Genomic DNA, 20,493 nt, shown 5'->3' on the forward strand with positions numbered 1-20,493 from the left:
CAGGCGCGCGCCCAGAGCGACCATTGCCAGGATCACCCCTGCGGTCACGAAAATCTCCATGGCCCTCACACTCCTTTCGCCGGATGCTGCGTCGGAAGAGCGACGGCCGGGATGCCGAGTACCGGAGCGGTGACCGCCGGGATCCGCGGACGTGAGGGTGGACCGCCTGCCCCATGGCCTCCTTCGGCGTCCCAGACCGCCTCCACGGCCCGGTCGGTCTCCGTCACTGTGCGCAGGCGCGCCGCCTCCGTCATCAGCTGGCTCGCGGTCGATGTGCGCAGTGGATCGCTCGCGGCGGCCATCAGCCAGGCGGCCGAGACGGGACTTGTCTGCGGAGGGATCACCAGCAGGTCCCAGCGGCCCACGCGGTAGGAGAGGAGCAGCATCTGGTGCGGGTCCTGCTGGGCCATGAACGAGCCCACCTTCAGGACATGCCCTTCGACGGGCACCCTGTGCGGGACGGTCGGCCAGTGTGCGGGATTGACCGTGATCCTGGTGATCCGCCCCCACAGCGGATCGAGCACGGCCGTCAGCGAAGGAAGTTCCGCCCAGAGATCGCGGGAGCGGGGCCACCAGGCGCCGTCCAGCAGAGCCGGTGCGGAACCGCTGGGAGCCAGCGACATGCGGAGAGACGGAGCGGAGGGTCGGTCTTGGAGCGTCGGCGTGTACGGAACGGTCGCAGTCATGATGCGAACCCTGCTCCGGAGCGGTCGGAACCGGCCCGGCGTAGCCAATCGCCGAAAACGACACGAGCTTGGAGGCCGGTGCGCGAAATACTCTCGGTAACCCCAGCGTACTCCTCCGGTGAGCCCACGGACTGTGTCCAGGCGTCGCCCTTCCGTGACTGCCCCTACCTGGACCGGGCCGTCACCGCACATCGCCCGAGAGGACAGGGACCGTCGGTACATGCCGGTGCGGCGCGGCCGGGGCATCCCCGAGAGCAGGTGACAGGTGCCCGAACGGAAGGCCGAGGAGCAGGAACGCGCAGTCGGCGAGGTCGACCAGCAGGGCCAGCATCGGTGGCGGGTGGTGCAGTCGCAGGGTCCCGCCCGTCACGGTGGTCTGCTGGGAGGCGTGCAGGAAGGCGTTGAGGCCGCTGCAGTCGCAGAAGGTGACGTGGGTGAGGTCGACATCGATGGTGCGGACACGGCCGCCGATGCACCGGTCCAGTGCCGTGCGCACCACTGGAGCCGATTCCAGATCGATTTCGCCGGCCAGGGTGAGCAGTGCTCGTTTCCCTCGGTCGTGGCGGTGGACGGTGAGTTGTGGGAGGGGCAAGATGCCTCGGTTCTCACGGCCGTCCGGCAGCCACCCCTGGCGGCGCTGATCGCCTGGTCCGGGCGCAACTCGGCCCGGCTGATGGGCACTCCATGGCGACTCCACGTTCGGATCCGCCGACGACAGGATGGCACGCATCGCCCGGTTCAGCGCCGACGTCCGCCTCCCCGGGAGGACCAGCCGGACCCCACGCCGGCCGAGTGCACCGCGAGGAAAGCAAGTCCGACAAGCATGAGGCTCGTCGGGCTGAAGATCACCTCTGTCGACGTCTCGGTGACCCGGATGACGAAGGCGATGACAAAGAGTGCGGCCGCCACGAGTGCCAGCATCTGTCTGCTCCTGCCGCTGGACGGCGAACCACACGTGATCCCGGTGGCTGTACCGTTGCCTGCTGGGTTCCCCGGATTGCGCCGATCAGTCGTGCGCCTCCGGCGCCGGAGGCGACTGCTGGTACCGCGAATCCAGTCGGCCGCCCGGCCCGCAGGTCGACGCCGAGCCCCCGGATACTGATCGGATGCCCTGCTCGGCGTAGGCGACATGCCCATTGAAAGCACACTTGGCTCGCGTGTCCCGCTCGCTCAGGCGTTCGCGGGTGTGCCGTCGATTCCGGCTACCGCGTGGCCGTGACGGCGGTCACCGGTGCGGCCCGGCGCCCCGCCCATGGAATGAACGGTCACCGTGGACGTGCGCCACTGAAACCGACGGCAACCTTTTCGGCGCCTGTGACCACTGACAGACCGGAGGCTCCCTTCAGCGGGGCCTCACACGAAGCACGTGTTCTTCCGAACCACATAAGGACTCATCCGTGGCGTCCCGTTCCCACCGTTCCGCTCCCAACAGGCGGCGCACCCTTCTCGTCTCCGCAGCCGTCGTCGCGACGGTCGGGCTGGTCGTGTCTCTCGTCCTGGGTTTCCGTCCTGACCGCGAGGCCGATGCCGGGCAAGTCGTGGCCACCCCCGTCGCCAGCACCGAGGTGACGGTGCCGCCCACCGCGCCGAAGCGGAAGCCGTCCGCGGCGTCCCCGTCCCCGTCCTCCTCCCCGTCCAAGTCGGCCGGTGCGACCACCCCCGCCGCGACCACCGAGGTGGCGCGGCCGTCCGCCAAGAGCACCCCGCGGACGGCTTCCGGCGCGGCGCCGTTGGCGGGACGGATCCGCCCCAAGGTCACCTACCAGGGAGTCGCCACTCGCTACGACGCCGGAAACGGCGACGGCGCCTGCTCGTTCGGCCCGAGCAAGGACTTCATGACCGCGGCGATGAACCACACCGACTACGAGACGTCCAGGGCATGCGGGGCACACGTCCTCGTCCGCGCGGCCAATGGCGCCACCGTCACGGTCCGGATCACCAACGAATGCCCGCTGCCCTGTGCACCCGGGCAACTCGACCTCAGCGAACAGGCCTTCGCCGCACTCGCCGATCCCGTACTCGGCAGGATCCCGATCACGTGGAGCCTGCTGAGCCCGAGCACGTCCGACACGGTCTCGATCCGGTACAAGACGGGGTCCAGCCGTTACTGGTGCGCCATCCAGGCGATCGGCCACCGGAATCCACTGGCGCGGCTGGAGGTGCGCAGCGGCAGCGGCTGGCGTCAGCTGCCCCGTACCGAATACAACTACTTCCTCTCCGAGAGCGGCAGTGGGTGCGGTGGCGAGATCAGGATCACCGACATCTACGGGGAACGACTGACCGTCGGTGGGATCGCGCTGCGGGCGGACGTCGCACAGCCGACCCGTGTCCAGTTCGCCGCACGCTGACCTCGTGTCTTTTCGCCACGTGACGCCGGTGTCGCCGGCCGGTCACGTGGCGGACGAGATCTCGGTCTTCTCGTCCGGGGCCGGGTCTCGGCCCTCGGCCGCCTCAAGTGCCTTGTTGCGGCGGACGGACGACAGGAAGGAGGCCGCGATCAGGATGACGCCGACCAGGCCGGTGATGATCTCGCTGATCTCGTACCGGACGGTGATCAGCAGGATCGCGGCGAGGGCGCCGATGGCGTAGTGGGCGCCGTGCTCCAGGTAGACGTAGTCGTCGAGGGTGCCCTGGCGGACCAGGTAGACGGTGAGGGACCGGACGTACATGGCGCCGATGCCGAGGCCGAGCGCCATCCAGAAGATGTGGTTGGTGATGGCGAAGGCGCCGATGACGCCGTCGAAGGAGAACGACGCGTCCAGGACCTCCAGGTAGAGGAAGAGGAAGAACGCCGCCCTGCCGGCGAGGGCGACCACCGAGACCGGCTTCTCCTCGGCCTTGGCGTTTTCCTCCTGCTCTTGCTCCTGCTCGTGTTCCTCTTCGTCGAGTTTGTCCTCGAAGTGTCCGGAGAGGCCGCTCACAAGCAGGTAGGTGATCAGCCCGGCGACTCCGGACAGCAGCACCGTGGCCGACTTGTCCGCGTGGCCGGAGCTGACGTGCGCGTGGGCGGCGACGGTCAGCGCCGAGACCAGCAACACGATGAGCGCGGTGCACAGCGACAGCATGTCGACCTTGCCGAGCCTGGCCAGCGGGCGCTCGATCCAGCCGAGCCACTTGATGTCGCGGTCCTCGAATATGAAGTCGAGGAAGATCATCAGCAGGAACATCCCGCCGAACGCCGCGATGGCGGGGTGGGCGTCGGTGACGAGGTCCTCGTACCGTGCGGGGTTGTCGATGGCGAGCTCGACCGCCTCGACGGGACCGACCTTCGCGCTGATGGCGACGATCACGACCGGGAAGACCAGCCGCATGCCGAACACCGCGATCAGAATGCCGACGGTGAGGAAGATCTTCTGCCAGAAGGCATTCATCTTCTTCAGGATTCCGGCGTTGACCACAGCGTTGTCGAAGGACAGGGAGATCTCCAGGATCGCCAGGATCAGTACGATCCCGAACGCCTCCCATCCCCACTGCCACGCTGCGAAGGCGAGACCGGCCGCTGTGACGGCGAACGCCCAGCTGAAAGTTCTGAAGATCATCGTTGTTCCATACGGTGGGAGTGAGTTCCGAGAGGGCCGGAAGCATCCTCCCAGCAGGCCGGCCGAGCTCAGGAAGGGGCCTTCACGGCGAGGACCGGGCAGCCGGCTCCCAGCAGGATCTGCTGCGCGGCAGAGCCCATGATCAGCTTGCCGACCGCGCTCCGGCGCCGGAGCCCGATCACCACGAGGGAGGCGTCCGCCTGTTCCGCCAGATCGATGATCTCCGCGGCGGCATCGCCCGCGCCGAGCACCTGGCGGATGTCGAACTCGATGCCCAGCGCGGCCAGGTCCTCGCGGACATGAGCGAGGTCGGGCTCGTGCGCGAAGCGCGGGTCCACATAGGCGTCGCCCCGCGAGGTGTTCACCACCAGCATCTTCTCGCCGCGCAGGCGGGCCTCGTCGATTCCCGCGCGCAGCGCGGCCTCACCCTCGGGCGAGGGTACGTATCCGACCAGTACGGTCATGTCTGCTCTCCCTACCAGGACTCTCGGGCCTGCCCAGGCCCTCTCAGGCACTTCGTTCACGCAGCGGACGTACGACGAACCGCCGCACCAGCGGCCAGCAGAGCACCAGCACGATCGCCGTGTAGACCGTGTAGGACACCGGCCCGCCGACCAGTCCCGACAGTTCGCCGCCGGACAGCTGCAGGGAGCGCCGCCCCTGCAGCTCGGCCCGCGGGCCGAGGATGACGCCGATGATCAGCGGCAGCACCGGCAGTCCGAACCGCCGCATCGCGAAGCCGAGAAGTCCCAGCAACAGCAGCAGGAACAGGTCCAGGGGCTGTGCGTTGACGGCGTACGCGCCCATCGATGCGAAGAAGAGGATTCCCGCGTACAGATAGGGGCGCGGGATCTGGAGCAGTTTCGCCCAGGTCGGTGCGAGCGGCAGGTTCAGCAGGAGCAGCATCAGATTGCCGATGAACAGGCTGGCGATCAGCACCCAGACCAGACTCGCCTCCCGCTCGAACAGCAGCGGACCGGGCTGGATGCCGTACGACTGGAACGCCGCCAGCATGACCGCGGCGGTCGCGTTCGTCGGCAGCCCGATGGCCAGCATCGGGACCAGCGTGCCCGCCGCGGAGGCGTTGTTCGCCGCCTCGGGACCGGCCACACCCTCGATCGCCCCCTTGCCGAACTCCTCCGGGTGCTTGGTCAGCCGCTTCTCCGTCGCGTACGACAGGAAGGTCGGGATCTCCGCGCCGCCGGCCGGCAGCGCACCGAACGGGAAGCCGAACGCGGTACCGCGCAGCCAGGGCTTCCACGACCGCTTCCAGTCCTTCTTCCCCATCCACGGCCTGCCGACCGGGATGACCTCGACGGGTCTGCGCCGCAGATGCGCGGCCACCCACAGCGCCTCGCCGACGGCGAAGATACCGACGGCGACGACGACCACGTCGATCCCGTCGGCCAGTTGGGGAACGCCCAGGGTGAGCCGCTGCTGTCCGGACACCGAGTCGATGCCGACCAGGCCGATCGTCAGACCCAGCAGCAGCGAGATGAAGCCCCGGATACGTGACGCGCCCAGCACGGACGTCACCGCGATGAAGGAGAGCAGCATCAGGGCGAAGTAGTCCGGCGCTCCCAGGCTGACCGCGAAGTCCACCACGACCGGGGTGACGAGCACCAGAAGCAGGGTGCCGATCGTGCCCGCCAGGAACGAACCGATCGCGGCGGTGGCGAGTGCCTGCGCCGCCCGGCCGGCCTTGGCCATCTTGTTGCCCTCGATGGCCGTCACCACCGAGGAGGACTCCCCGGGGGTGTTCAGCAGGATCGAGGTGGTCGACCCGCCGTACATGCCGCCGTAGAAGATGCCCGCGAACATGATGAACGCCTGCACCGGTTCCATGCCGTACGTGATCGGCAGCAGCAGGGCCACGGTCATCGCCGGGCCGATGCCGGGCAGCACACCCACCGCGGTGCCGACCACGACGCCGATCAGCGCCAGCAGCAGGTTCATCGGGGCGATGACGTCCTCGAAGCCCTGGAGAAGATTGTTGAGGTTGTCCATCACAGGATTCCTTGCAGCACACCGGCCGGGAGGTTCACACCGAGCCCGATCGCGAAGGCGTAGAACGTGGTGAGGGACATCGCCACCGCGATCAGCAGATTGCGTATGTAATGCCGGTTCCCGAGGGCGAAGGCCGTCCCCCAGAACAGCAGCGCGCCGCTGATCACCCAGCCGAGCCGTTCGATCAGTACCGCGTTCACCACGAACGCGCCGATCAGCAGCAGCACCGTGCGCCAGTCCGTGCCCTGGGTGAGGTCGACGTCCTCGCCGGCCTCCGGCTCTCCGTGGCCGCCCCGGGCCACGTCGACCGCGTACAGCACCGCGACCACCAGGAGCAGTACGCCCAGGATCACGGGCACCGCGCGCGGCCCGACCGGGTCGGTGCTGCTGGTGACGTGCGGGATCCCGAGCCCGTCCACGATCACCGCGATGCCCACCAGGACGAGGAACGCGCACACGCCGTACTGTGCGCGGTCCTTGCCCAGCGGCGGACGGGCGTCCTCGACGCTCCGTTCGTCGATCTGGGAGCTCATGCCAGCCCGAGCTCTGCCAGCAGGTCGGCGACGGACTTGTCCTGCTCCTTCAGGTAGGAGCCGAACTCGTCACCGGTGACGAACGCGTCGGCCCAGCCGCGCTTGGTCAGCTCGGCCTTCCACTCCTGCGAGTCGTGCATCTCGGTCAGGCTGTCGATCCAGGTCTTCTGCTGCTCGTCGGTGATCCCGGGAGGGGCGACGATGCCGCGCCAGTTGGTGAAGACCAGGTCGATCCCGGAGTCCTTGAGCGTGGGGGCGTCCTTCACGGCGTCGATCGGCTTCTCGCTGGTCACCGCAAGGACCCGCACCTGTCCCGCCTCGATCTGGTCGAGGAACTCGCCGAAGCCGCTGGCCCCGAAGGCGATCTTGTTGCCCAGGATGGCGGGCAGCAGCTCACCGCCGCCGTCGTAGCCGACGTAGTTGACCTTCTTCGGTTCGATGCCTACGGCCTTCGCCAGCTGCATCGGAAGCAGGTGGTCCGGGCCGCCCGGCGACGAACCGCCGCCCACGGCCACCTTCTTGGGGTCCTTCTTCCACGCGGTGACGAGGTCGTCGATCGTCTTGTACGGGGAGTCCTTCGACACGACAATCGCGCCGGCCTCCTCGATCAGCTTGGCGATCGGCGTGGTGTCGGTCAGCGTCGCCGCCGACTTCGAGGTGTACGCGGCACCGACGACGCCCAGCCCCATCTGCATGGCGAGCTTGCCGTTGCCCTTCTCGTTCACCAGGCGCTGCAGGCCCACGGTGCCGCCGGCGCCGGGCAGGTTGTACACCTGGACCCCGGACGCCACCTTGCTGTCCTGCATCACCTGGGCGACGGTCCGGGCGGTGACGTCGTACCCGCTGCCCGGGGTGTTGGGCACCATCATCCGCAGACCGGTGACGGGCTTGTCGCCCCCGCTTCCGCCCCCCGAGTCATCCTTCTCCGCGGTGGCGCCGCAGGCGCTCACGGCGAGCATCGACACAGTGGCAAGAGCTGAGAGAAGTGCGGCTCTGCGAGTTCTCATGGCTCATCTCTTTCGCTTGAGCGAGTCCGGCGCCATGATTGTGCGATTCCGCGGTCGGCCCGTCTGCCTTGTGTGAGCAGTGAAGGTTGAGTTCATAGTGGTCGTTACGTCACGTCGCCACACACTGGCCGGTGAGCTGCTGGTTCTGCAGCTCGCCATCGTCGTGTTGGTGCTGGTCGCGGTCGCCGCGGTCTCGCTGGCGCAGTCGAAGGCGACGTTCGACCGGGTGGAGGGACGCCGGGTGACCGCCCTCGCCGAGGAGATGGCCGGAAACCCACTGCTGCGCAGCCAGCTGCTCCAGCCCGCGCCCGCCGAGACCCTCGCGCCGCTGCTGCAGACCAGGCTGACCCAGTCGAACGTCACGTCCGTGATGGTGGCCGACGAACACGGCGAGATCGTCGCGGCCACCGATCCCACCCTGGTCGGGACGCCGCTGCCGGTCGGCGGGCCCGGCGCCGCGCAGGCGCGCGGCTGGTCCGGGGAGCTGCCGGTGGGCGGGGTCCGCGAGCTGGTGGCCCAGGTCCCGGTGCTCGACGACAACGCCGACCACGTCGGCGAGCACATCGGCACGGTCATGATCGGACGGGTCTCACCCACCGCCTGGCAGCGGCTGAACGGCGCCTCGTCGTATCTGCTCGCCTACCTCGGCATCGCGAGCGTGCTCGGGGTGGCCGGGTCCTGGCTGCTGGCCCGGCGGATCAAGCGCCAGACCTTCGGCCTCGAACCACGCGAGATCGCGGGCCTCGCCGAGCACCGCGAGGCGATGCTGTTCGGGATCGCCGAGGGCGTGATCGCGCTCGACCCGCAGCAGCGGCTCACGCTGGTGAACGAGGTCGGCCGCGGACTGCTCGACCTTCCCGAGGACTGCGTCGGGATGAGCCTGGCCGACCTGCGGATCGGGGGCAGGCTGTACGACGTGCTCGCCGGGACCGGCGGTGAGTCCGACGCCGAACAGGGGGCCGGGCACGGAGCCGGACACGGTACGGAGCGGCGCGACGAGGTGGTCGTGCGCCGGGGCCGGGTGCTCGTGATGAACCGGATGGATGTCACCAAGGACGGCCGCCGCCTCGGCTCGGTGACCACCCTGCGGGACCGAACCGAACTGGCCCAGCTCGAACGCGAGTTGGGCTCGTTCCGCAGCAGCACCGAACTGCTGCGCGCGCAGGCTCACGAGTTCTCCAACCAGCTGCACACCATCTCCGGGCTCATCCAGATCGGCGACCACGACGAGGTCGTACGGTATGTACGCGCCCTGCGCAAACACCGTGATTCGCTCGATCTGACCCTGACCAGCCGGGTCCGTGACCTGGCCGTCGCCGCGCTGCTGATGGCCAAGTCCGCGCTCGCCGCGGAGCGCAGGGTCCAGCTGCGCATCTCGGAGCTCACGGCCCTGGACCGGCTGGAGCCGACGGACTCCGCGGACGTGGCGACGGTCCTCGGCAACCTCGTCGACAACGCCCTCGACGCGGCCGCGGCGCCGGGTCAGGAGAACGACGCCTGGGTGGAGGTCGAGCTGCGCCAGGACGCGTCGAGCGTGGAGATCGTGGTGCGTGACTCGGGCCCGGGCGTGGCTCCCGAGCTGGCGCAGGAGGTGTTCTCCCGCGGCTTCACCACAAAGGCCGCGCAGGGTGGCGACCGGGGGATCGGCCTGGCGCTCACCCGGCTGGTCTGTACACGCAGAGGTGGCGAGGTGTCGGTGTCCAACACACAGCCGGGAGCGATGTTCACCGCCCGGATGTCCGTAGGCCGGCTCACCGATCGGGAGACGGAGGAAGTCCGGTGATCGACGTACTGGTTGTCGAGGACGACTTCATGGTGGCGCGGATCCACCGCGGATTCGTCGACGGGGTCGAGGGCTTCCGCGTGGTCGGATCGGCGGACTGCGGGGAGAAGGCGCTCGTCGCCGCCGCCGAGCTGCAGCCCGACCTGGTGCTGCTCGACCTCTATCTGCCCGACATGTTCGGTCTGGATGTCATACCCCGGCTGCGGAGGGCGGCCCGTGACTGCGATGTGCTGGTGATCAGTGCCGCCCGCGAGGCCGAGGCGGTCCGGGGTGCCGTCCGGCAGGGCGTGGTCGACTACCTTCTGAAGCCGTTCGACGCCGAGGACCTGAAGGACCGGTTGGAGAGTTACAACGCCCGGTGCGGCAATCTGCACGCCGCCACGGTCAGCGGGCAGGCCGATGTGGACCGCGCCCTCGGACGGGCGGCGGCACCGACGGTGGCGCCCTCGCTGCCGAAGGGCATGAGTGTGGAGACCGCGGAACTGGTCCAGCGCGCACTGCGCGCGGCTGAGGGCACCCTGTCCGCGGCCGAGTGCGCGACGAGTATCGGCATCTCGCGCGTCAGCGCGCGCCGCTACCTCGAGTACTTCAGTGTCACGGGCCAGGCGGTGGTGTCACTGCGCTACGGGCAGGCGGGCCGCCCCGAGCGCCGCTACCACTGGGGCGCCTAGCCTTTCGGGGCGACCGCTCAGGGCTGAGGCATCGGGAGGGCGTACACCTTGTCGAAGTGCTGGGCGATCAGCGGCCCGTCGCTGTCGCAGGAGAGCTGCCAGTCGTTGATGCCGGAGTTCTGGCCATCGGTGAACTTCCAGAGCAGCACGCCCTTTTGGGCGTCGATCGCGTAGAACCCGTCCCTGTTGTGCGCGGCCGTGACGAACACCGCGCCGCCGCCCGCGACGGGGGCGTTCTCCAGGTCCAGCCGAGGGGTCTCGCGGAACCAGCGCCGGGAACCGTCCGCCGCGTCGAACGCCTCGATGCCGTGCGGGTTCCTGGTGGTGCAGTACACCGTGCCGGCCGCGGCGGCGACGGACGCGAAGCCGCCCTTCTCCGCCTTCACCCGCCAGCGCAGCGCACCGGACTCCAGGTCCACGGCGATGAGCTCACTGTCGACGGCGAAGACGGTTCCGCCGAGTACCACCGGGGCCGCCCGGGTGTCCGAGTCGGAGTCCATGAGATGGCGCCAGAGCACGTCCCCGCGGGCCGCGGTGCCACGGGCCGTGAGGCGGTGCAGCCCGTCCAGGTAGACGAATTGCTGGGACTTCATGAGCGGTTTCAGATCGAGGCCGATGTCCTCCGCGCTGATGGGGATGATATTGGCCACGCGCGCCCGGAGGTCCGTATTGAGGACGACGTTCGTGGAGGTGGCCGACCCCTGCGACCCCGCCGGGCGCTCCTGGCGGTCGAACCGCAGACCGGCGATGGTGACCCGCTGGTTGCTGAATCCGCCGAGCAGTGTGTCGAACCGGAAGTCCGCTCCGAAGTCCAGCGAGAACCGCTCGGCGCCCGTGGCCGGATCGATGCCGAGCACCGTCGCGCCGGTCCCGAGGGCGACGACGTCGCCCGCGACGAGGAGGGGCGGGGTGGGCGACTGGCTGATGCCCCGATAGGTCCACCGGGGCCGGGTGCCGTCGTCGAGACCGAGGGAGAACAGCGTGCCCGACTGGGTCTTCAGCAGGGCCGAACCGTTGTGGAAGACCGCCGGTGCCTGGACGAGCGGGGCGCTCTGGTACGTCCACAGCGGCTCCGGCGCCGGACCGGCCGGCTCGGAGGCCGACCGCGGCCGGTCCTTCGCCCCGCCGAGCAGTGCGGCGGCGACGCCGGAACCCAGGGTGACGGTGCCGAGCGCGGCGGCCGCGAGGAGCGTACGGCGGGACGGGCGCGCCCGGGACGGCCGCTGTGCGCGGTGGGTGACCGGCTCGGGCGACTGCTCACGCCTCGGGCCCGGCCTCGGGCCGGGCGTCGGCTCCGCGGGGAAGGCCACACGCTGCGGGCTCGGGCGCTCCGTGACGAGCTGCTGAACGGCCACACGCGGGTCGGTGCGGACACCGCCCGCGGGAGCGGGACCGGTGGCGGCGGCGCGGGCGGCCTCCCGCTCGATGGTGTCCGCCCTCGCACCGAGCCCGAGGCCCAGGTCCAGATCCATGAGGGTGGCGGCCTGCCGGCTGACCGAGGAGGCCACGGCGTCCGGCAGCCAGCCGTCCCAGTTCAGCATGTCGGCGCCACCGGGCGCGCACGCCGCCGACACCCAGTCCGGACTGGGCCGGGCCGCCGGGGACTTGTCGAGGCAGCGCTCCATGATCGTGTCCAGCGGATCCGGCACCCCCGTCAGGTCCGGCGTACCGTGCACCACCTGGTACAGCAGTGTGGCCGCCGACGAGCCGTCGAAGGGCGCGTTCCCGGTGGCGGCGAAGGCCAGCACCGAACCGAGACAGAACACGTCCCCCTCCGGGCCCATCGGGTCACCCAGGGCGTGCTCGGGGCACATGTACCGCGGGGAGCCGAGCAGCACACCGGACAGGGTGAGTTCGTAGCCGTCGGTGGCCCGGACGATGCCGAAGTCGATGACCCGCGGGCCCTCGGGGGAGAGCAGCACATTGGACGGTTTGAGATCGCGGTGCACCAGCCCCGCGGCGTGCACGGCGATCAGCGCCTCGGCGAGTCCGGCGCCCAGGGCCAGCACCGACTTCGGCGGCAGCGGCCCGTACTCCTCGACCGCGTCGGCCAGCGTCGGACCGAGTATGTGCGCGGTGGCCAGCCAGGGGACCGGGCCGTCCGGGTCGGCGTCCACGACGGTCGCCGTGTATCTGCCGCTCACCGCCCGCGCCGCGTCCACCTCGCGCCCGAAACGGATCCGGAAGGCCTTGCTCGCGGCCAGCTCCGGCCGTATGACCTTGACGGCCACGGTCCGCTGCTGGTCGTCGCGGGCGAGAAAGACCTCCCCCATCCCTCCGGCGCCGAGCCGCGCGACAGGACGGTACGGGCCCAAGTGCTCCGGATCCGTGGGACGAAGTGGCTCCATTGCACTCAGCTCGCCTGTTCATCGTCGAATGGACTTGGAGGGAGAGTAGGTGCTGGAGGGACAGTTGGGGTACGCAACCGGGCAACCCATGGGAATTACTTGACGTTTCAGGCAGATACAGGCCGGACGGTCTCGGCCCTTCTCTCCCTACCAGGCGTGGTCGAGGTCACGGCTGTTCCACCGTCGTCAGCCACAGCTTCACGTACCGCTCCACGTCGACACCCAACGCCACGTCCACCATGCGCTGTTCGCGTGCGCCCGCATGGATCTCGGACTCGCCGGGACGCGGGCGGCGGTCGACGACCGTCTGGCCCCGGGTGGGACCCGGGGCCAGGCTCACCTCGACCGGGAGGCGTTCGGTGGTGATCCCCTCCGGGTCGACGACCGCGCAGACCGCGCCCGCGTCGCCGAGGCCGCCCATGGGGGTGGGGTCGCCGGAGGTGGCCGGGTCGCGGTGGGCGAGCAGCTCACCGGCCAGCCGGAGGCGGGGCTCCGAACTCGTGCGCAGCCGCTGGACATCCGCGGCCGGGACGAGGACCTCCTTGAACACGTCGAGGCCGTACATCGTGATCGGTACCCCGGCGGTGAGCAGGATCGCGGCGGCCTCCGGGTCGTGCCACACGTTGAACTCCGCGACCGGCGTGGCGTTTCCGGTCGCCACCGCGCCGCCCATGAACACGATCCGCTCGATGTTCCGTACGACTTCCGGGTGCGTACGCAGGAGCAGCGCGATGTTGGTCAGCGGTGCGGTGGGGATCAGGGTGACCGGCCTCGGTGAGGCGAGGATCTCTCGCCGCAGCAGTGTCACCGCGTCCACGTCGACCGGCACCCGGGCCGGCGCGGGCAGCCCGAGGTCGCCCATCCCGTCCTGGCCGTGCACGTGCCGCGCCGTCCGCACCGGCTCGATCAGCGGCCGCTCGGCACCCCGCGCGACCGGGATGCCGGGGGCGCCGGCCTGTTCCAGCACGGTCAGGGTGTTGCGGACGACCCCGTCCACATCGGTGTTCCCGGCCACGCAGGTCACGGCGCGCACGTCGAGACCGGGATGACGTACGGCGAACAGCAGGGCCAGGGCGTCGTCGACACCGGTGTCGCAGTCGATGATCACCGGGATGGGCTGACCGGTCACGGCGGCTCTCCTCTGTCCAAGAGTGTCTCTACACCAAGAGAGTCTGTACGACAGCGACCTTACGCAGCCGCCCACGGCCCGGCTCCGCGGACCTTCCCGAAGTCGGACCGGGTCTTGCCCAGCCGAGAAAAACGCGTCACACTGGAACCGAACGAATGGTCGGTAGGGAAGCTGGTATCGATGACCACGACACACTCCGCCGCACCGGGCGCGGGCACCGGCGGTGCCGAGCCGGCGTCCGAGGGGCCGCTCCAGGAGCAGTTCGAGGCGACGATCGCGCGGGATCAGCGGATCGAGCCGCGCGACTGGATGCCGGAGGGGTACCGGAAAACGCTGATCCGGCAGATCGCCCAGCACGCGCACTCGGAGATCATCGGCATGCAGCCGGAGGGCGAGTGGATCACCCGGGCCCCGTCACTGCGGCGCAAGGCGATCCTGTTCGCAAAGGTCCAGGACGAGGCCGGCCACGGGCTGTATCTGTACTCCGCGGCCGAGACCCTGGGCGCCGACCGCGCGGACCTGACCGAGCGGCTGATCGAGGGCCGGCAGAAGTACTCGTCGATCTTCAACTACCCGACGCCGAGCTTCGCCGACGTCGGCGTGATCGGCTGGTTCGTGGACGGGGCCGCGATCTGCAACCAGGTGCCGCTGTGCAGGAGTTCGTACGGACCCTACGCGCGCGCGATGGTGCGGATCTGCAAGGAGGAGTCGTTCCACCAGCGGCAGGGTTACGAGTTGCTGATGACGATGATGCGCGGCACCGAGGCCCAGCGGCGGATGGTCCAGGACGCGGTGGACCGCTGGTGGTGGCCGTCCCTGATGATGTTCGGCCCGCCCGACGGCGACTCGCCCAACTCGGCCGCCTCGATGGCCTGGAAGATCAAGCGGCACAGCAACGACGAGCTGCGGCAGCGCTTCGTCGACATGACCGTGCCCCAGGCCGACAAGCTCGGCGTCACACTGCCCGACCCGGAGCTGCGCTGGAACGGGGAGCGTGGGCGCCACGACTTCGGCACCCCCGACTGGTCCGAGCTCAAGCGGGTGATCAGCGGCGAGGGGCCGTGCAACGCCGAGCGTGTCGAGCGCCGCCGGGCCGCCCACGAGGAGGGCGCCTGGGTGCGCGAGGCGGCCACCGCGCACGCGGCCAAGCAGGCGGCCCGTACGGAGAAGGGAGCGGCGGCATGACCCCCGAGAAGCAGGGCTGGCCGCTGTACGAGGTGTTCGTACGCGGCAAGCGCGGCCTGAACCACGTGCATGTGGGCTCGCTGCACGCCGCCGACGACACCATGGCGCTCACCCACGCCCGTGACCTGTACACGCGGCGCAACGAGGGCGTGAGCATCTGGGTGGTGCGCTCGGAGCACATCGCCGCGTCCACCCGCGACGAGAAGGACCCGTTCTTCGCGCCCAGCGCCGACAAGGTCTACCGCCACCCGACGTTCTACGACATCCCCGACGATGTCCCGCACATCTGAGGAGCAGGGCATGAGCGACGACCACGTCTACATGTCCCTGGCCGAGGGACACGACGACGGCGACGCCCGCTGGGCGTTCGGCACCGGCTTCGAGGACCCGCTGCACGGCGTGGACACGGCCGTGCCCGAAGGGACCGACGCCGGGGAACTGGGCGCGTCCTGCCTCGCGCTCGCCGACGACGCGCTGGTCTGCGCCCAGCGGCTGGCCGAGTGGTGCACCCGCGCCCCCGAGCTGGAGGAGGAAGTGGCCCTCGCCAACATCGGCCTCGACCTGCTCGGCCAGGCCCGTCTGCTGTACGCCCGCGCCGGCCAGGTCGACGGCACCGGACGCGACGAGGACGCGTACGCCTACTTCCGGGACACCGGCGACTTCCGCAACGTACGCCTGGCCGAACTCCCCATCGGCGACTTCGCGTTCTCCGTCGCCCGGCTCCTGATGCTGTCCAGCTGGCGCCTCGCACACTTCGAGCAGCTCACCTCCCACCCCGACCCGGTCCTGTCGGCGATCGCGGCGAAGGGCGTCAAGGAGCTGACGTATCACCGGCAGTACGCGGCCGAGTGGGCGGTGCGCCTGGGCGACGGCACGGAGGAGTCCCGCCGCCGGATGCGTACCGCCTTGGAGCAAGTCGCCCCGTACCTCGGCGAGTTGTTCACGGCGTACGACGTACGGGCCGAGGTCGTCGGTGTCCTGCGCCAGGTCACCGAGGCGGCCGGACTACCCATGCCCGTGTACCGGCCGCGGCCCGGGGCCGGCCGCGACGGTGAACACACCGAACATCTCGCGCCGCTGCTGGCCGAGTTGCAGAGCGTGGCCCGCGCCCACCCGGGGGCGACATGGTGACCGTGCTCACGGACGTCCGGCACGCCCGGCGCATCGCCGAGCAGGTGCCCGATCCCGAGCTGCCCATGCTGACCCTGGCCGACCTCGGGGTCCTGCGTGACGTCGAAGTGACCGAGGACGGCACCGTGGTCGCGAGTCTGACGCCGACCTATTCGGGCTGTCCGGCGATGGCCGAGATGCGCGCGGGCGTGGCCGCGCGACTGCGAGCCGCGGGCTTCGCACGCGTCGAGATCCGCACGGTACTGAACCCGCCGTGGACGACTGACTGGATCACCCCCGCCGGTCGCCGCAAGCTCGCCGAACACGGCATCGCCCCGCCCGGGGCCGCACCCCGCCCCGCCGCCGGTCCGGTGCCACTGGTGCTGACCAGCACCCGGCGTGCCGCCGTGCCCTGCCCCCGCTGCGGCTCGGCGGACACCGAGGAGACCTCCCGCTTCGCCGCCACGTCCTGCAAGGCACTGTGGCGCTGCCTCGCCTGCCGCGAGCCGTTCGAGTACGTCAAGGAGATCTGATGGCAGACGTGATGGGCCCGGCGGACCTGGTGGGCGAGGCCGACCCCGCCCCGGCGGTGCGGCCGCGTGCCCGCCGCCGTCCGGTCTTCCGCACCCTGCGGGTCGCCGCCGTCCAGCCGCTGTGCCGGGACGCGGCCGCAGTCGCCTTCGAGATCCCGGAGGAGCTGGCCGAGGAGTTCGCCTTCGCGCCCGGCCAGTCGCTCACCCTGCGGCGCGAGATCGACGGCCGCGACGAACGCCGCTCGTACTCCATCTGCTCTCCCGCCGGATCGGCGCCGCGCATCGGCGTACGGGTGGTGCCGGGCGGGCTCTTCTCGTCCTGGCTGGTGCACGACGTACGCCCCGGCGACACCGTCGAGGTGATGGCCCCCACCGGTGCCTTCACCCCCGACCTCACCACCCCCGGCCATCATGTGCTGATCGCGGCGGGCTCCGGCATCACACCCATGCTGTCCATCGCGGAGTCCGTCCTGGCCGCGGACTCCCGCTCGACGGTCACCCTCTTCTACGGCAACCGGCGCACCGACACCGTGATGTTCGCGGACGAACTGGCCGACGTGAAGGACCTGTACCCGGCCCGGTTCCAGCTCGCCCACGTGCTGTCCCGCGAGCCCCGCGAGGCAGAGGTGCTCTCCGGCCGCCTCGACGCCGGCCGGCTGTCCGCCCTCGTCGACTCGCTCGTCGACGTGAAGAGCGCGGACCACTGGTGGCTGTGCGGCCCGCACGGCATGGTCCGCGACGCCCAGCAGGTACTGGCCGGCCTCGGTGTGCCCGACGACCGCGTCCACCGGGAACTGTTCTACGCCGACGACGAGCCTGTACGGGAGCTGCGCCACGAGGACGCCGTCGCCGAAGGACCGGTCAGCCAGGTCACCATCACCCTCGACGGCCGCTCCACGACCGCCGCCCTGTCGCGCGACCGGACCGTCCTCGACGGCGCCCAGCAGACCCGCCCCGATCTGCCCTTCGCCTGCAAGGGCGGGGTCTGCGGCACCTGCCGTGCCCTGGTCACCGACGGCAAGGCGGACATGCGCCGCAACTTCGCGCTGGAAGCCGCCGAGATCGACGCGGGCTACGTCCTCACCTGCCAGTCGTTCCCGGTCTCCGAGACGTTGACCGTCGACTACGACAGCTGAGGACTACCAGGCGCCGCGATGGGCCAGGCCCAGGACGAGTGCGGCGACGGACAGCGTGAGGAATCCGAGCGCGGCGCCGGGCTGACGGTCGCCCACCCGAAGGTGGGCGCCGACGGCACAGAGGAAGTACAGAACGAGGCAGGTCGCGGCCGCCGTTCCGATCTATGGCACCGCGAAGCCGGCCAGTAGGCCGAGGCCGCCCGCGGCAAGAAGGACGCCCAACGGCGCCATCCACGACCGGGGCACACCCAGCCGGTCGGCGATCACGGCGATCGACTCGTGACCGACCAGGTCGAAATACGCGCCGTAGCCGAGGGCGGTCGCGGTCAGGACGGTGACCGTGACGTACGCGGCGAACATGGGTCCCTCCGTTCTTCGCGGGTTGAACTCCGGGCGACTGTCTTCGTCTCTCTCGACCATCCACCTTCACCGCGCCCGGCGTCGCCCGAACCGGACCGCGCCCTGGACGTGGTTCTTCGCACGGGCGGAAAGACAGTCGACGGAAGTGGTAAGGCATCCGGCGGTGGTGGACATTGCTGAGCATGGACGCGGACGAACGGAGTGAACAGCTGGAGCAGCTGTTCCGGCAGACCTACCACCGGGTGATGGCGTACTGCCTGCGCAGGACCGGCGAGTCGGCGGCGCATGACGCGGTGGCCGAGGTGTACGGGGTGGCCTGGCGCAAGCGACGGCAACTGCCCACGGACAGTGAGGAGGCGGTGCTGTGGCTGCTCGGCATCGCGCGCCGGGTGCTGGCCAACCAGTCCCGCAGCCAACGCCGTTGGGCACGGCTGCTGCTCCGGGCGGCGGAACGGGCCGAGCCACCGCAGACCAGCGACCCGCACGACGCCGGTGACGATCTGGCCGCCGCCCTGGCGGAGGCGTCGGCCGCCGATCGGGAACTGCTGCGACTCGCCTACTGGGACGACCTGTCCCGCCAGGACATCGCGACCCTGCTCGGCATCTCGGTCGGCGCTGTCGACACCCGTCTGCACCGGGCCAGACAGCGGCTCAGGGAGCGTCTCGCCGCGGCGAGCCCGCGCCAGGAACCGGCCAAGGGGAAGAACCAGAAGGAGAAGAACCATGCTGAGCGATGACGAACTCGACCGGATGCTCCGGAACAGTGACCCGAATCCCGGCGGGCCGGCGACCGACCCGGACTCGCCGACCGCCACGCGGATCCTCGCGCGCGTTCGCCGGAGCGTCAGACGACGGCGGAGGCGCATCCTGACCCTCGCCCCGGTGGTGGCGCTGACCGTGGCGGGTGCCACCGCGGGAACCTATGCGTGGGTGGCAGGTGACGGTGAGGGCCATACGCTCGACTCGACGGGACTGATGTGCGTCGGCTCCGACGGGAGCGATGCCGTCCTCAACTTCGATCCCGCGACCCAGAATCCGGTGGGCCTGTGCCGACAGGGGTGGCAGGAGTTCTTCGGCGTGGCGGCGCCCGGCACGCTCACCGCCTGCGTGGACAGCTCCCAGCAGGGCTCGATCGCCGTCTACGCCGGGGGCCGGGACCAGTGCGCAAGCCACCGCGCGGACCCCTACGTCGGACCGACCCGGGAGCAGCTGGACTTCGCCCACTTCCGCACCGACATCCGGGCTCACTTCGCCGGGCGCACCTGCGTTCCGTACAGCGAGCTCAGGAAGGTGGTCGGTGAGCTCTTCGTGAAGCACGACCTCACCAAGTGGACGACACGCCACTTCCAGACCGCCGACAAGGAACCGGAAGGGCCCTGCGCGGAGGTCACCTACTACGACGAGCCGGAACGGACCGTCTGGCTCGGGGATCACAAGGACGGCGACTCCATCCACTGGCCGTAACCGTAGAGCTCACACGTCTGAACGATCGTTCTGAACCTCCGTTCTGAACGATCGTTCAGATCTGTTGTACGCTGCCAGGCATGGGACATCGGGAACAGTTGATGGTCGGTGCGCAGCGGTGCCTTGAAGAGCGCGGATACGCCCGCACCACCTCGCGCGACATCGCCGCGGCCGCCAACGCGCCGCTCGGCACGATCAATTACCACTACGGCTCGAAGGAGGCGCTCCTCAACGCGGCACTCATGAAGACGCTCCGGGAGTGGGGCGACAAGGTCCGCGCCAACTCCGCGGAAACCGCCCCGGGCGGCGAGGCGGCAACGCGGCTCCGGGCGATGTGGGCGCAGATCATCGAGTCCCAGGTCACGGACCGCCCGTTGCTGGTGGCGAGTGCCGAGGCGCTCGCGCAGGCCGAGCGTTCCCCCGAGATCCGTGCACAGATCGCCGATGCCTTCGAGCAGTCCCGCACGGACATGGCGGCGGACCTGCACGGCCTCGACGGCACAGCGGAGAACGAGCTGGCCCGCGCGGTCGGGTCGGTGCACATGGCCCTGGTCGCCGGCCTGACCCAGCAGTGGCTGGTCGACCCTGGGCGTGCCCCTTCGGTGGGCGACCTGGCCGCGGGCTTGAGGCTGATCGCCCAGGCCCTCGAGTCCGACACCTGATCCGGGGGCAGGAGTGCGAGACCCTTTCACGCACCTGCACGTCCATACCCAGTACTCGCTGCTGGACGGTGCCGCACGGCTGACGGACATGTTCAACGCGTGCGACGAACTGGGCATGAGCCATCTCGCGATGACCGACCACGGCAACTTGCACGGGGCGTACGACTTCTTTCACTCGGCGAAGAAGGCCGGGGTGACGCCGATCATCGGGATCGAGGCGTACGTCGCCCCCGAGTCGCGGCGCGACAAGCGCAAGGTCCGGTGGGGCCAGCCGCACCAGAAGCGCGACGACGTGTCCGGTTCGGGTGGCTACACCCACAAGACGATCTGGGCGGCGAAC

23 protein-coding genes are annotated in these 20,493 nt (G+C 70.0%); 12 read left to right on the plus strand and 11 right to left on the minus strand.

The features are described from left to right. Nucleotides 1-65: 65 nt before the first annotated feature. From AB0I18_RS39835 to AB0I18_RS39845, 3 genes are all read right to left on the minus strand, one after another. A complete protein-coding gene (locus AB0I18_RS39835) occupies nt 66-686 on the minus strand; it encodes a DUF5994 family protein (RefSeq protein ID WP_363110621.1) in 621 nt (206 codons plus the stop codon). 181 nt (nt 687-867) lie between these two features. After that, nucleotides 868-1,278, minus strand: a complete 411-nt coding sequence (locus tag AB0I18_RS39840) for an STAS domain-containing protein (protein ID WP_363110622.1) — start codon at nt 1,276-1,278, stop codon at nt 868-870. Nucleotides 1,279-1,424: 146 nt separating this feature from the next. Next, on the minus strand, nt 1,425-1,607 hold the full coding sequence (locus tag AB0I18_RS39845) for a hypothetical protein (protein ID WP_363110623.1): 183 nt from the start codon (nt 1,605-1,607) through the stop codon (nt 1,425-1,427). A 476-nt stretch (nt 1,608-2,083) separates the two neighbouring features. Here AB0I18_RS39845 and AB0I18_RS39850 point away from each other — a divergent pair, with 476 nt between their 5' ends. Then, entirely contained in the window at nt 2,084-3,034 is a 951-nt protein-coding gene (locus tag AB0I18_RS39850) for an expansin EXLX1 family cellulose-binding protein (protein ID WP_363110624.1), read from the plus strand. A 42-nt stretch (nt 3,035-3,076) separates the two neighbouring features. Here the strand turns inward: AB0I18_RS39850 and AB0I18_RS39855 are convergent, their stop codons facing one another. The 5 genes from AB0I18_RS39855 to AB0I18_RS39875 all read right to left on the minus strand — a co-directional run bounded on the left by AB0I18_RS39855 (nt 3,077) and on the right by AB0I18_RS39875 (nt 7,772). Next, entirely contained in the window at nt 3,077-4,225 is a 1,149-nt protein-coding gene (locus tag AB0I18_RS39855; RefSeq protein WP_363110625.1) for a DUF475 domain-containing protein, read from the minus strand. 68 nt (nt 4,226-4,293) lie between these two features. Continuing rightward, nucleotides 4,294-4,689, minus strand: coding sequence for a universal stress protein (locus AB0I18_RS39860; RefSeq protein WP_363110626.1), 396 nt, complete (start codon nt 4,687-4,689; stop codon nt 4,294-4,296). A 43-nt stretch (nt 4,690-4,732) separates the two neighbouring features. Continuing rightward, a complete protein-coding gene (locus AB0I18_RS39865) occupies nt 4,733-6,232 on the minus strand; it encodes a tripartite tricarboxylate transporter permease (RefSeq protein WP_363110627.1) in 1,500 nt (499 codons plus the stop codon). Beyond that, entirely contained in the window at nt 6,232-6,765 is a 534-nt protein-coding gene (locus tag AB0I18_RS39870) for a tripartite tricarboxylate transporter TctB family protein (RefSeq protein WP_363110628.1), read from the minus strand. Before AB0I18_RS39870 ends, AB0I18_RS39865 begins: the two co-directional genes overlap by 1 nt. After that, nucleotides 6,762-7,772 (minus strand): tripartite tricarboxylate transporter substrate-binding protein, encoded by a 1,011-nt coding sequence (locus tag AB0I18_RS39875; RefSeq protein WP_363110629.1) that lies wholly within the window; start codon nt 7,770-7,772, stop codon nt 6,762-6,764. Before AB0I18_RS39875 ends, AB0I18_RS39870 begins: the two co-directional genes overlap by 4 nt. Before the next feature lie 97 nt (nt 7,773-7,869). Here AB0I18_RS39875 and AB0I18_RS39880 point away from each other — a divergent pair, with 97 nt between their 5' ends. Beyond that, a complete protein-coding gene (locus tag AB0I18_RS39880) occupies nt 7,870-9,555 on the plus strand; it encodes an ATP-binding protein (protein ID WP_363110630.1) in 1,686 nt (561 codons plus the stop codon). Nucleotides 9,556-9,584: 29 nt separating this feature from the next. After that, nucleotides 9,585-10,226: a response regulator gene (locus AB0I18_RS39885; protein WP_363110642.1), complete on the plus strand. Its 642-nt coding sequence runs from the start codon at nt 9,585-9,587 to the stop codon at nt 10,224-10,226. 17 nt (nt 10,227-10,243) lie between these two features. Here the strand turns inward: AB0I18_RS39885 and AB0I18_RS39890 are convergent, their stop codons facing one another. Together AB0I18_RS39890 and AB0I18_RS39895 are read right to left on the minus strand one after the other, a co-directional pair. Next, a complete protein-coding gene (locus AB0I18_RS39890; protein ID WP_363110631.1) occupies nt 10,244-12,499 on the minus strand; it encodes a PQQ-binding-like beta-propeller repeat protein in 2,256 nt (751 codons plus the stop codon). 241 nt (nt 12,500-12,740) lie between these two features. Continuing rightward, entirely contained in the window at nt 12,741-13,703 is a 963-nt protein-coding gene (locus AB0I18_RS39895; protein ID WP_363110632.1) for a nucleoside hydrolase, read from the minus strand. A 180-nt stretch (nt 13,704-13,883) separates the two neighbouring features. Between AB0I18_RS39895 and paaA the strand changes: the two genes are divergently transcribed. The 5 genes from paaA to paaE are packed head-to-tail and all read left to right on the plus strand — an operon-like array spanning nt 13,884 to nt 17,667. Beyond that, nucleotides 13,884-14,888 (plus strand): 1,2-phenylacetyl-CoA epoxidase subunit PaaA, encoded by a 1,005-nt coding sequence (gene paaA / locus AB0I18_RS39900; protein ID WP_363110633.1) that lies wholly within the window; start codon nt 13,884-13,886, stop codon nt 14,886-14,888. Next, nucleotides 14,885-15,178, plus strand: coding sequence for a 1,2-phenylacetyl-CoA epoxidase subunit PaaB (gene paaB / locus AB0I18_RS39905; RefSeq protein ID WP_363110634.1), 294 nt, complete (start codon nt 14,885-14,887; stop codon nt 15,176-15,178). Before paaA ends, paaB begins: the two co-directional genes overlap by 4 nt. A 10-nt stretch (nt 15,179-15,188) precedes the next feature. Beyond that, the gene (gene paaC / locus AB0I18_RS39910) at nt 15,189-16,019 is read left to right on the plus strand and encodes a 1,2-phenylacetyl-CoA epoxidase subunit PaaC (RefSeq protein ID WP_363110635.1); all 831 of its coding nucleotides are present in this window, start codon (nt 15,189-15,191) and stop codon (nt 16,017-16,019) included. Next, on the plus strand, nt 16,013-16,531 hold the full coding sequence (paaD, locus tag AB0I18_RS39915) for a 1,2-phenylacetyl-CoA epoxidase subunit PaaD (protein ID WP_363110636.1): 519 nt from the start codon (nt 16,013-16,015) through the stop codon (nt 16,529-16,531). Before paaC ends, paaD begins: the two co-directional genes overlap by 7 nt. Nucleotides 16,532-16,542: 11 nt before the next feature. Beyond that, complete coding sequence (gene paaE, locus AB0I18_RS39920) at nt 16,543-17,667, plus strand: 1,2-phenylacetyl-CoA epoxidase subunit PaaE (RefSeq protein ID WP_363110643.1); 1,125 nt, start codon at nt 16,543-16,545, stop codon at nt 17,665-17,667. A gap of 162 nt (nt 17,668-17,829) precedes the next feature. On the opposite strand, the gene AB0I18_RS39925 is transcribed toward paaE, so the two are convergent. Then, on the minus strand, nt 17,830-18,027 hold the full coding sequence (locus tag AB0I18_RS39925; RefSeq protein WP_363110637.1) for a DoxX family protein: 198 nt from the start codon (nt 18,025-18,027) through the stop codon (nt 17,830-17,832). 182 nt (nt 18,028-18,209) lie between these two features. Between AB0I18_RS39925 and AB0I18_RS39930 the strand changes: the two genes are divergently transcribed. The 4 genes from AB0I18_RS39930 to AB0I18_RS39945 form a co-directional block, all read left to right on the plus strand. Continuing rightward, nucleotides 18,210-18,764, plus strand: coding sequence for an RNA polymerase sigma factor (locus tag AB0I18_RS39930; protein WP_363110638.1), 555 nt, complete (start codon nt 18,210-18,212; stop codon nt 18,762-18,764). Then, nucleotides 18,751-19,491 (plus strand): hypothetical protein, encoded by a 741-nt coding sequence (locus tag AB0I18_RS39935; RefSeq protein WP_363110639.1) that lies wholly within the window; start codon nt 18,751-18,753, stop codon nt 19,489-19,491. Before AB0I18_RS39930 ends, AB0I18_RS39935 begins: the two co-directional genes overlap by 14 nt. Nucleotides 19,492-19,571: 80 nt before the next feature. After that, entirely contained in the window at nt 19,572-20,153 is a 582-nt protein-coding gene (locus AB0I18_RS39940; RefSeq protein WP_363110640.1) for a TetR/AcrR family transcriptional regulator, read from the plus strand. Between the two features lie 13 nt (nt 20,154-20,166). Beyond that, on the plus strand, nt 20,167-20,493 hold a 327-nt coding region (locus tag AB0I18_RS39945; protein WP_363110641.1), incomplete at its 3' end, for a PHP domain-containing protein.

The organism is Streptomyces sp. NPDC050704 (genome assembly GCF_040654355.1).
Lineage (GTDB): Bacteria > Actinomycetota > Actinomycetes > Streptomycetales > Streptomycetaceae > Streptomyces.

Excerpts from the sequence above, each read along its gene's own strand:
- AB0I18_RS39835 (WP_363110621.1), bottom strand. The coding sequence starts at position 686 with ATGACTGCGACCGTTCCGTACACGCCGACGCTCCAAGACCGACCCTCC.
- AB0I18_RS39845 (WP_363110623.1), bottom strand. The coding sequence starts at position 1,607 with ATGCTGGCACTCGTGGCGGCCGCACTCTTTGTCATCGCCTTCGTCATC.
- AB0I18_RS39855 (WP_363110625.1), bottom strand. The coding sequence starts at position 4,225 with ATGATCTTCAGAACTTTCAGCTGGGCGTTCGCCGTCACAGCGGCCGGT.
- AB0I18_RS39860 (WP_363110626.1), bottom strand. The coding sequence starts at position 4,689 with ATGACCGTACTGGTCGGATACGTACCCTCGCCCGAGGGTGAGGCCGCG.
- AB0I18_RS39865 (WP_363110627.1), bottom strand. The coding sequence starts at position 6,232 with ATGGACAACCTCAACAATCTTCTCCAGGGCTTCGAGGACGTCATCGCC.
- AB0I18_RS39870 (WP_363110628.1), bottom strand. The coding sequence starts at position 6,765 with ATGAGCTCCCAGATCGACGAACGGAGCGTCGAGGACGCCCGTCCGCCG.
- AB0I18_RS39875 (WP_363110629.1), bottom strand. The coding sequence starts at position 7,772 with ATGAGAACTCGCAGAGCCGCACTTCTCTCAGCTCTTGCCACTGTGTCG.
- AB0I18_RS39885 (WP_363110642.1), top strand. The coding sequence starts at position 9,585 with ATGGTGGCGCGGATCCACCGCGGATTCGTCGACGGGGTCGAGGGCTTC.
- AB0I18_RS39890 (WP_363110631.1), bottom strand. The coding sequence starts at position 12,499 with ATGGGGGAGGTCTTTCTCGCCCGCGACGACCAGCAGCGGACCGTGGCC.
- paaA (WP_363110633.1), top strand. The coding sequence starts at position 13,884 with ATGACCACGACACACTCCGCCGCACCGGGCGCGGGCACCGGCGGTGCC.
- paaB (WP_363110634.1), top strand. The coding sequence starts at position 14,885 with ATGACCCCCGAGAAGCAGGGCTGGCCGCTGTACGAGGTGTTCGTACGC.
- paaC (WP_363110635.1), top strand. The coding sequence starts at position 15,189 with ATGAGCGACGACCACGTCTACATGTCCCTGGCCGAGGGACACGACGAC.
- paaD (WP_363110636.1), top strand. The coding sequence starts at position 16,013 with ATGGTGACCGTGCTCACGGACGTCCGGCACGCCCGGCGCATCGCCGAG.
- paaE (WP_363110643.1), top strand. The coding sequence starts at position 16,543 with ATGGGCCCGGCGGACCTGGTGGGCGAGGCCGACCCCGCCCCGGCGGTG.
- AB0I18_RS39925 (WP_363110637.1), bottom strand. The coding sequence starts at position 18,027 with ATGTTCGCCGCGTACGTCACGGTCACCGTCCTGACCGCGACCGCCCTC.
- AB0I18_RS39930 (WP_363110638.1), top strand. The coding sequence starts at position 18,210 with ATGGACGCGGACGAACGGAGTGAACAGCTGGAGCAGCTGTTCCGGCAG.
- AB0I18_RS39935 (WP_363110639.1), top strand. The coding sequence starts at position 18,751 with ATGCTGAGCGATGACGAACTCGACCGGATGCTCCGGAACAGTGACCCG.
- AB0I18_RS39940 (WP_363110640.1), top strand. The coding sequence starts at position 19,572 with ATGGGACATCGGGAACAGTTGATGGTCGGTGCGCAGCGGTGCCTTGAA.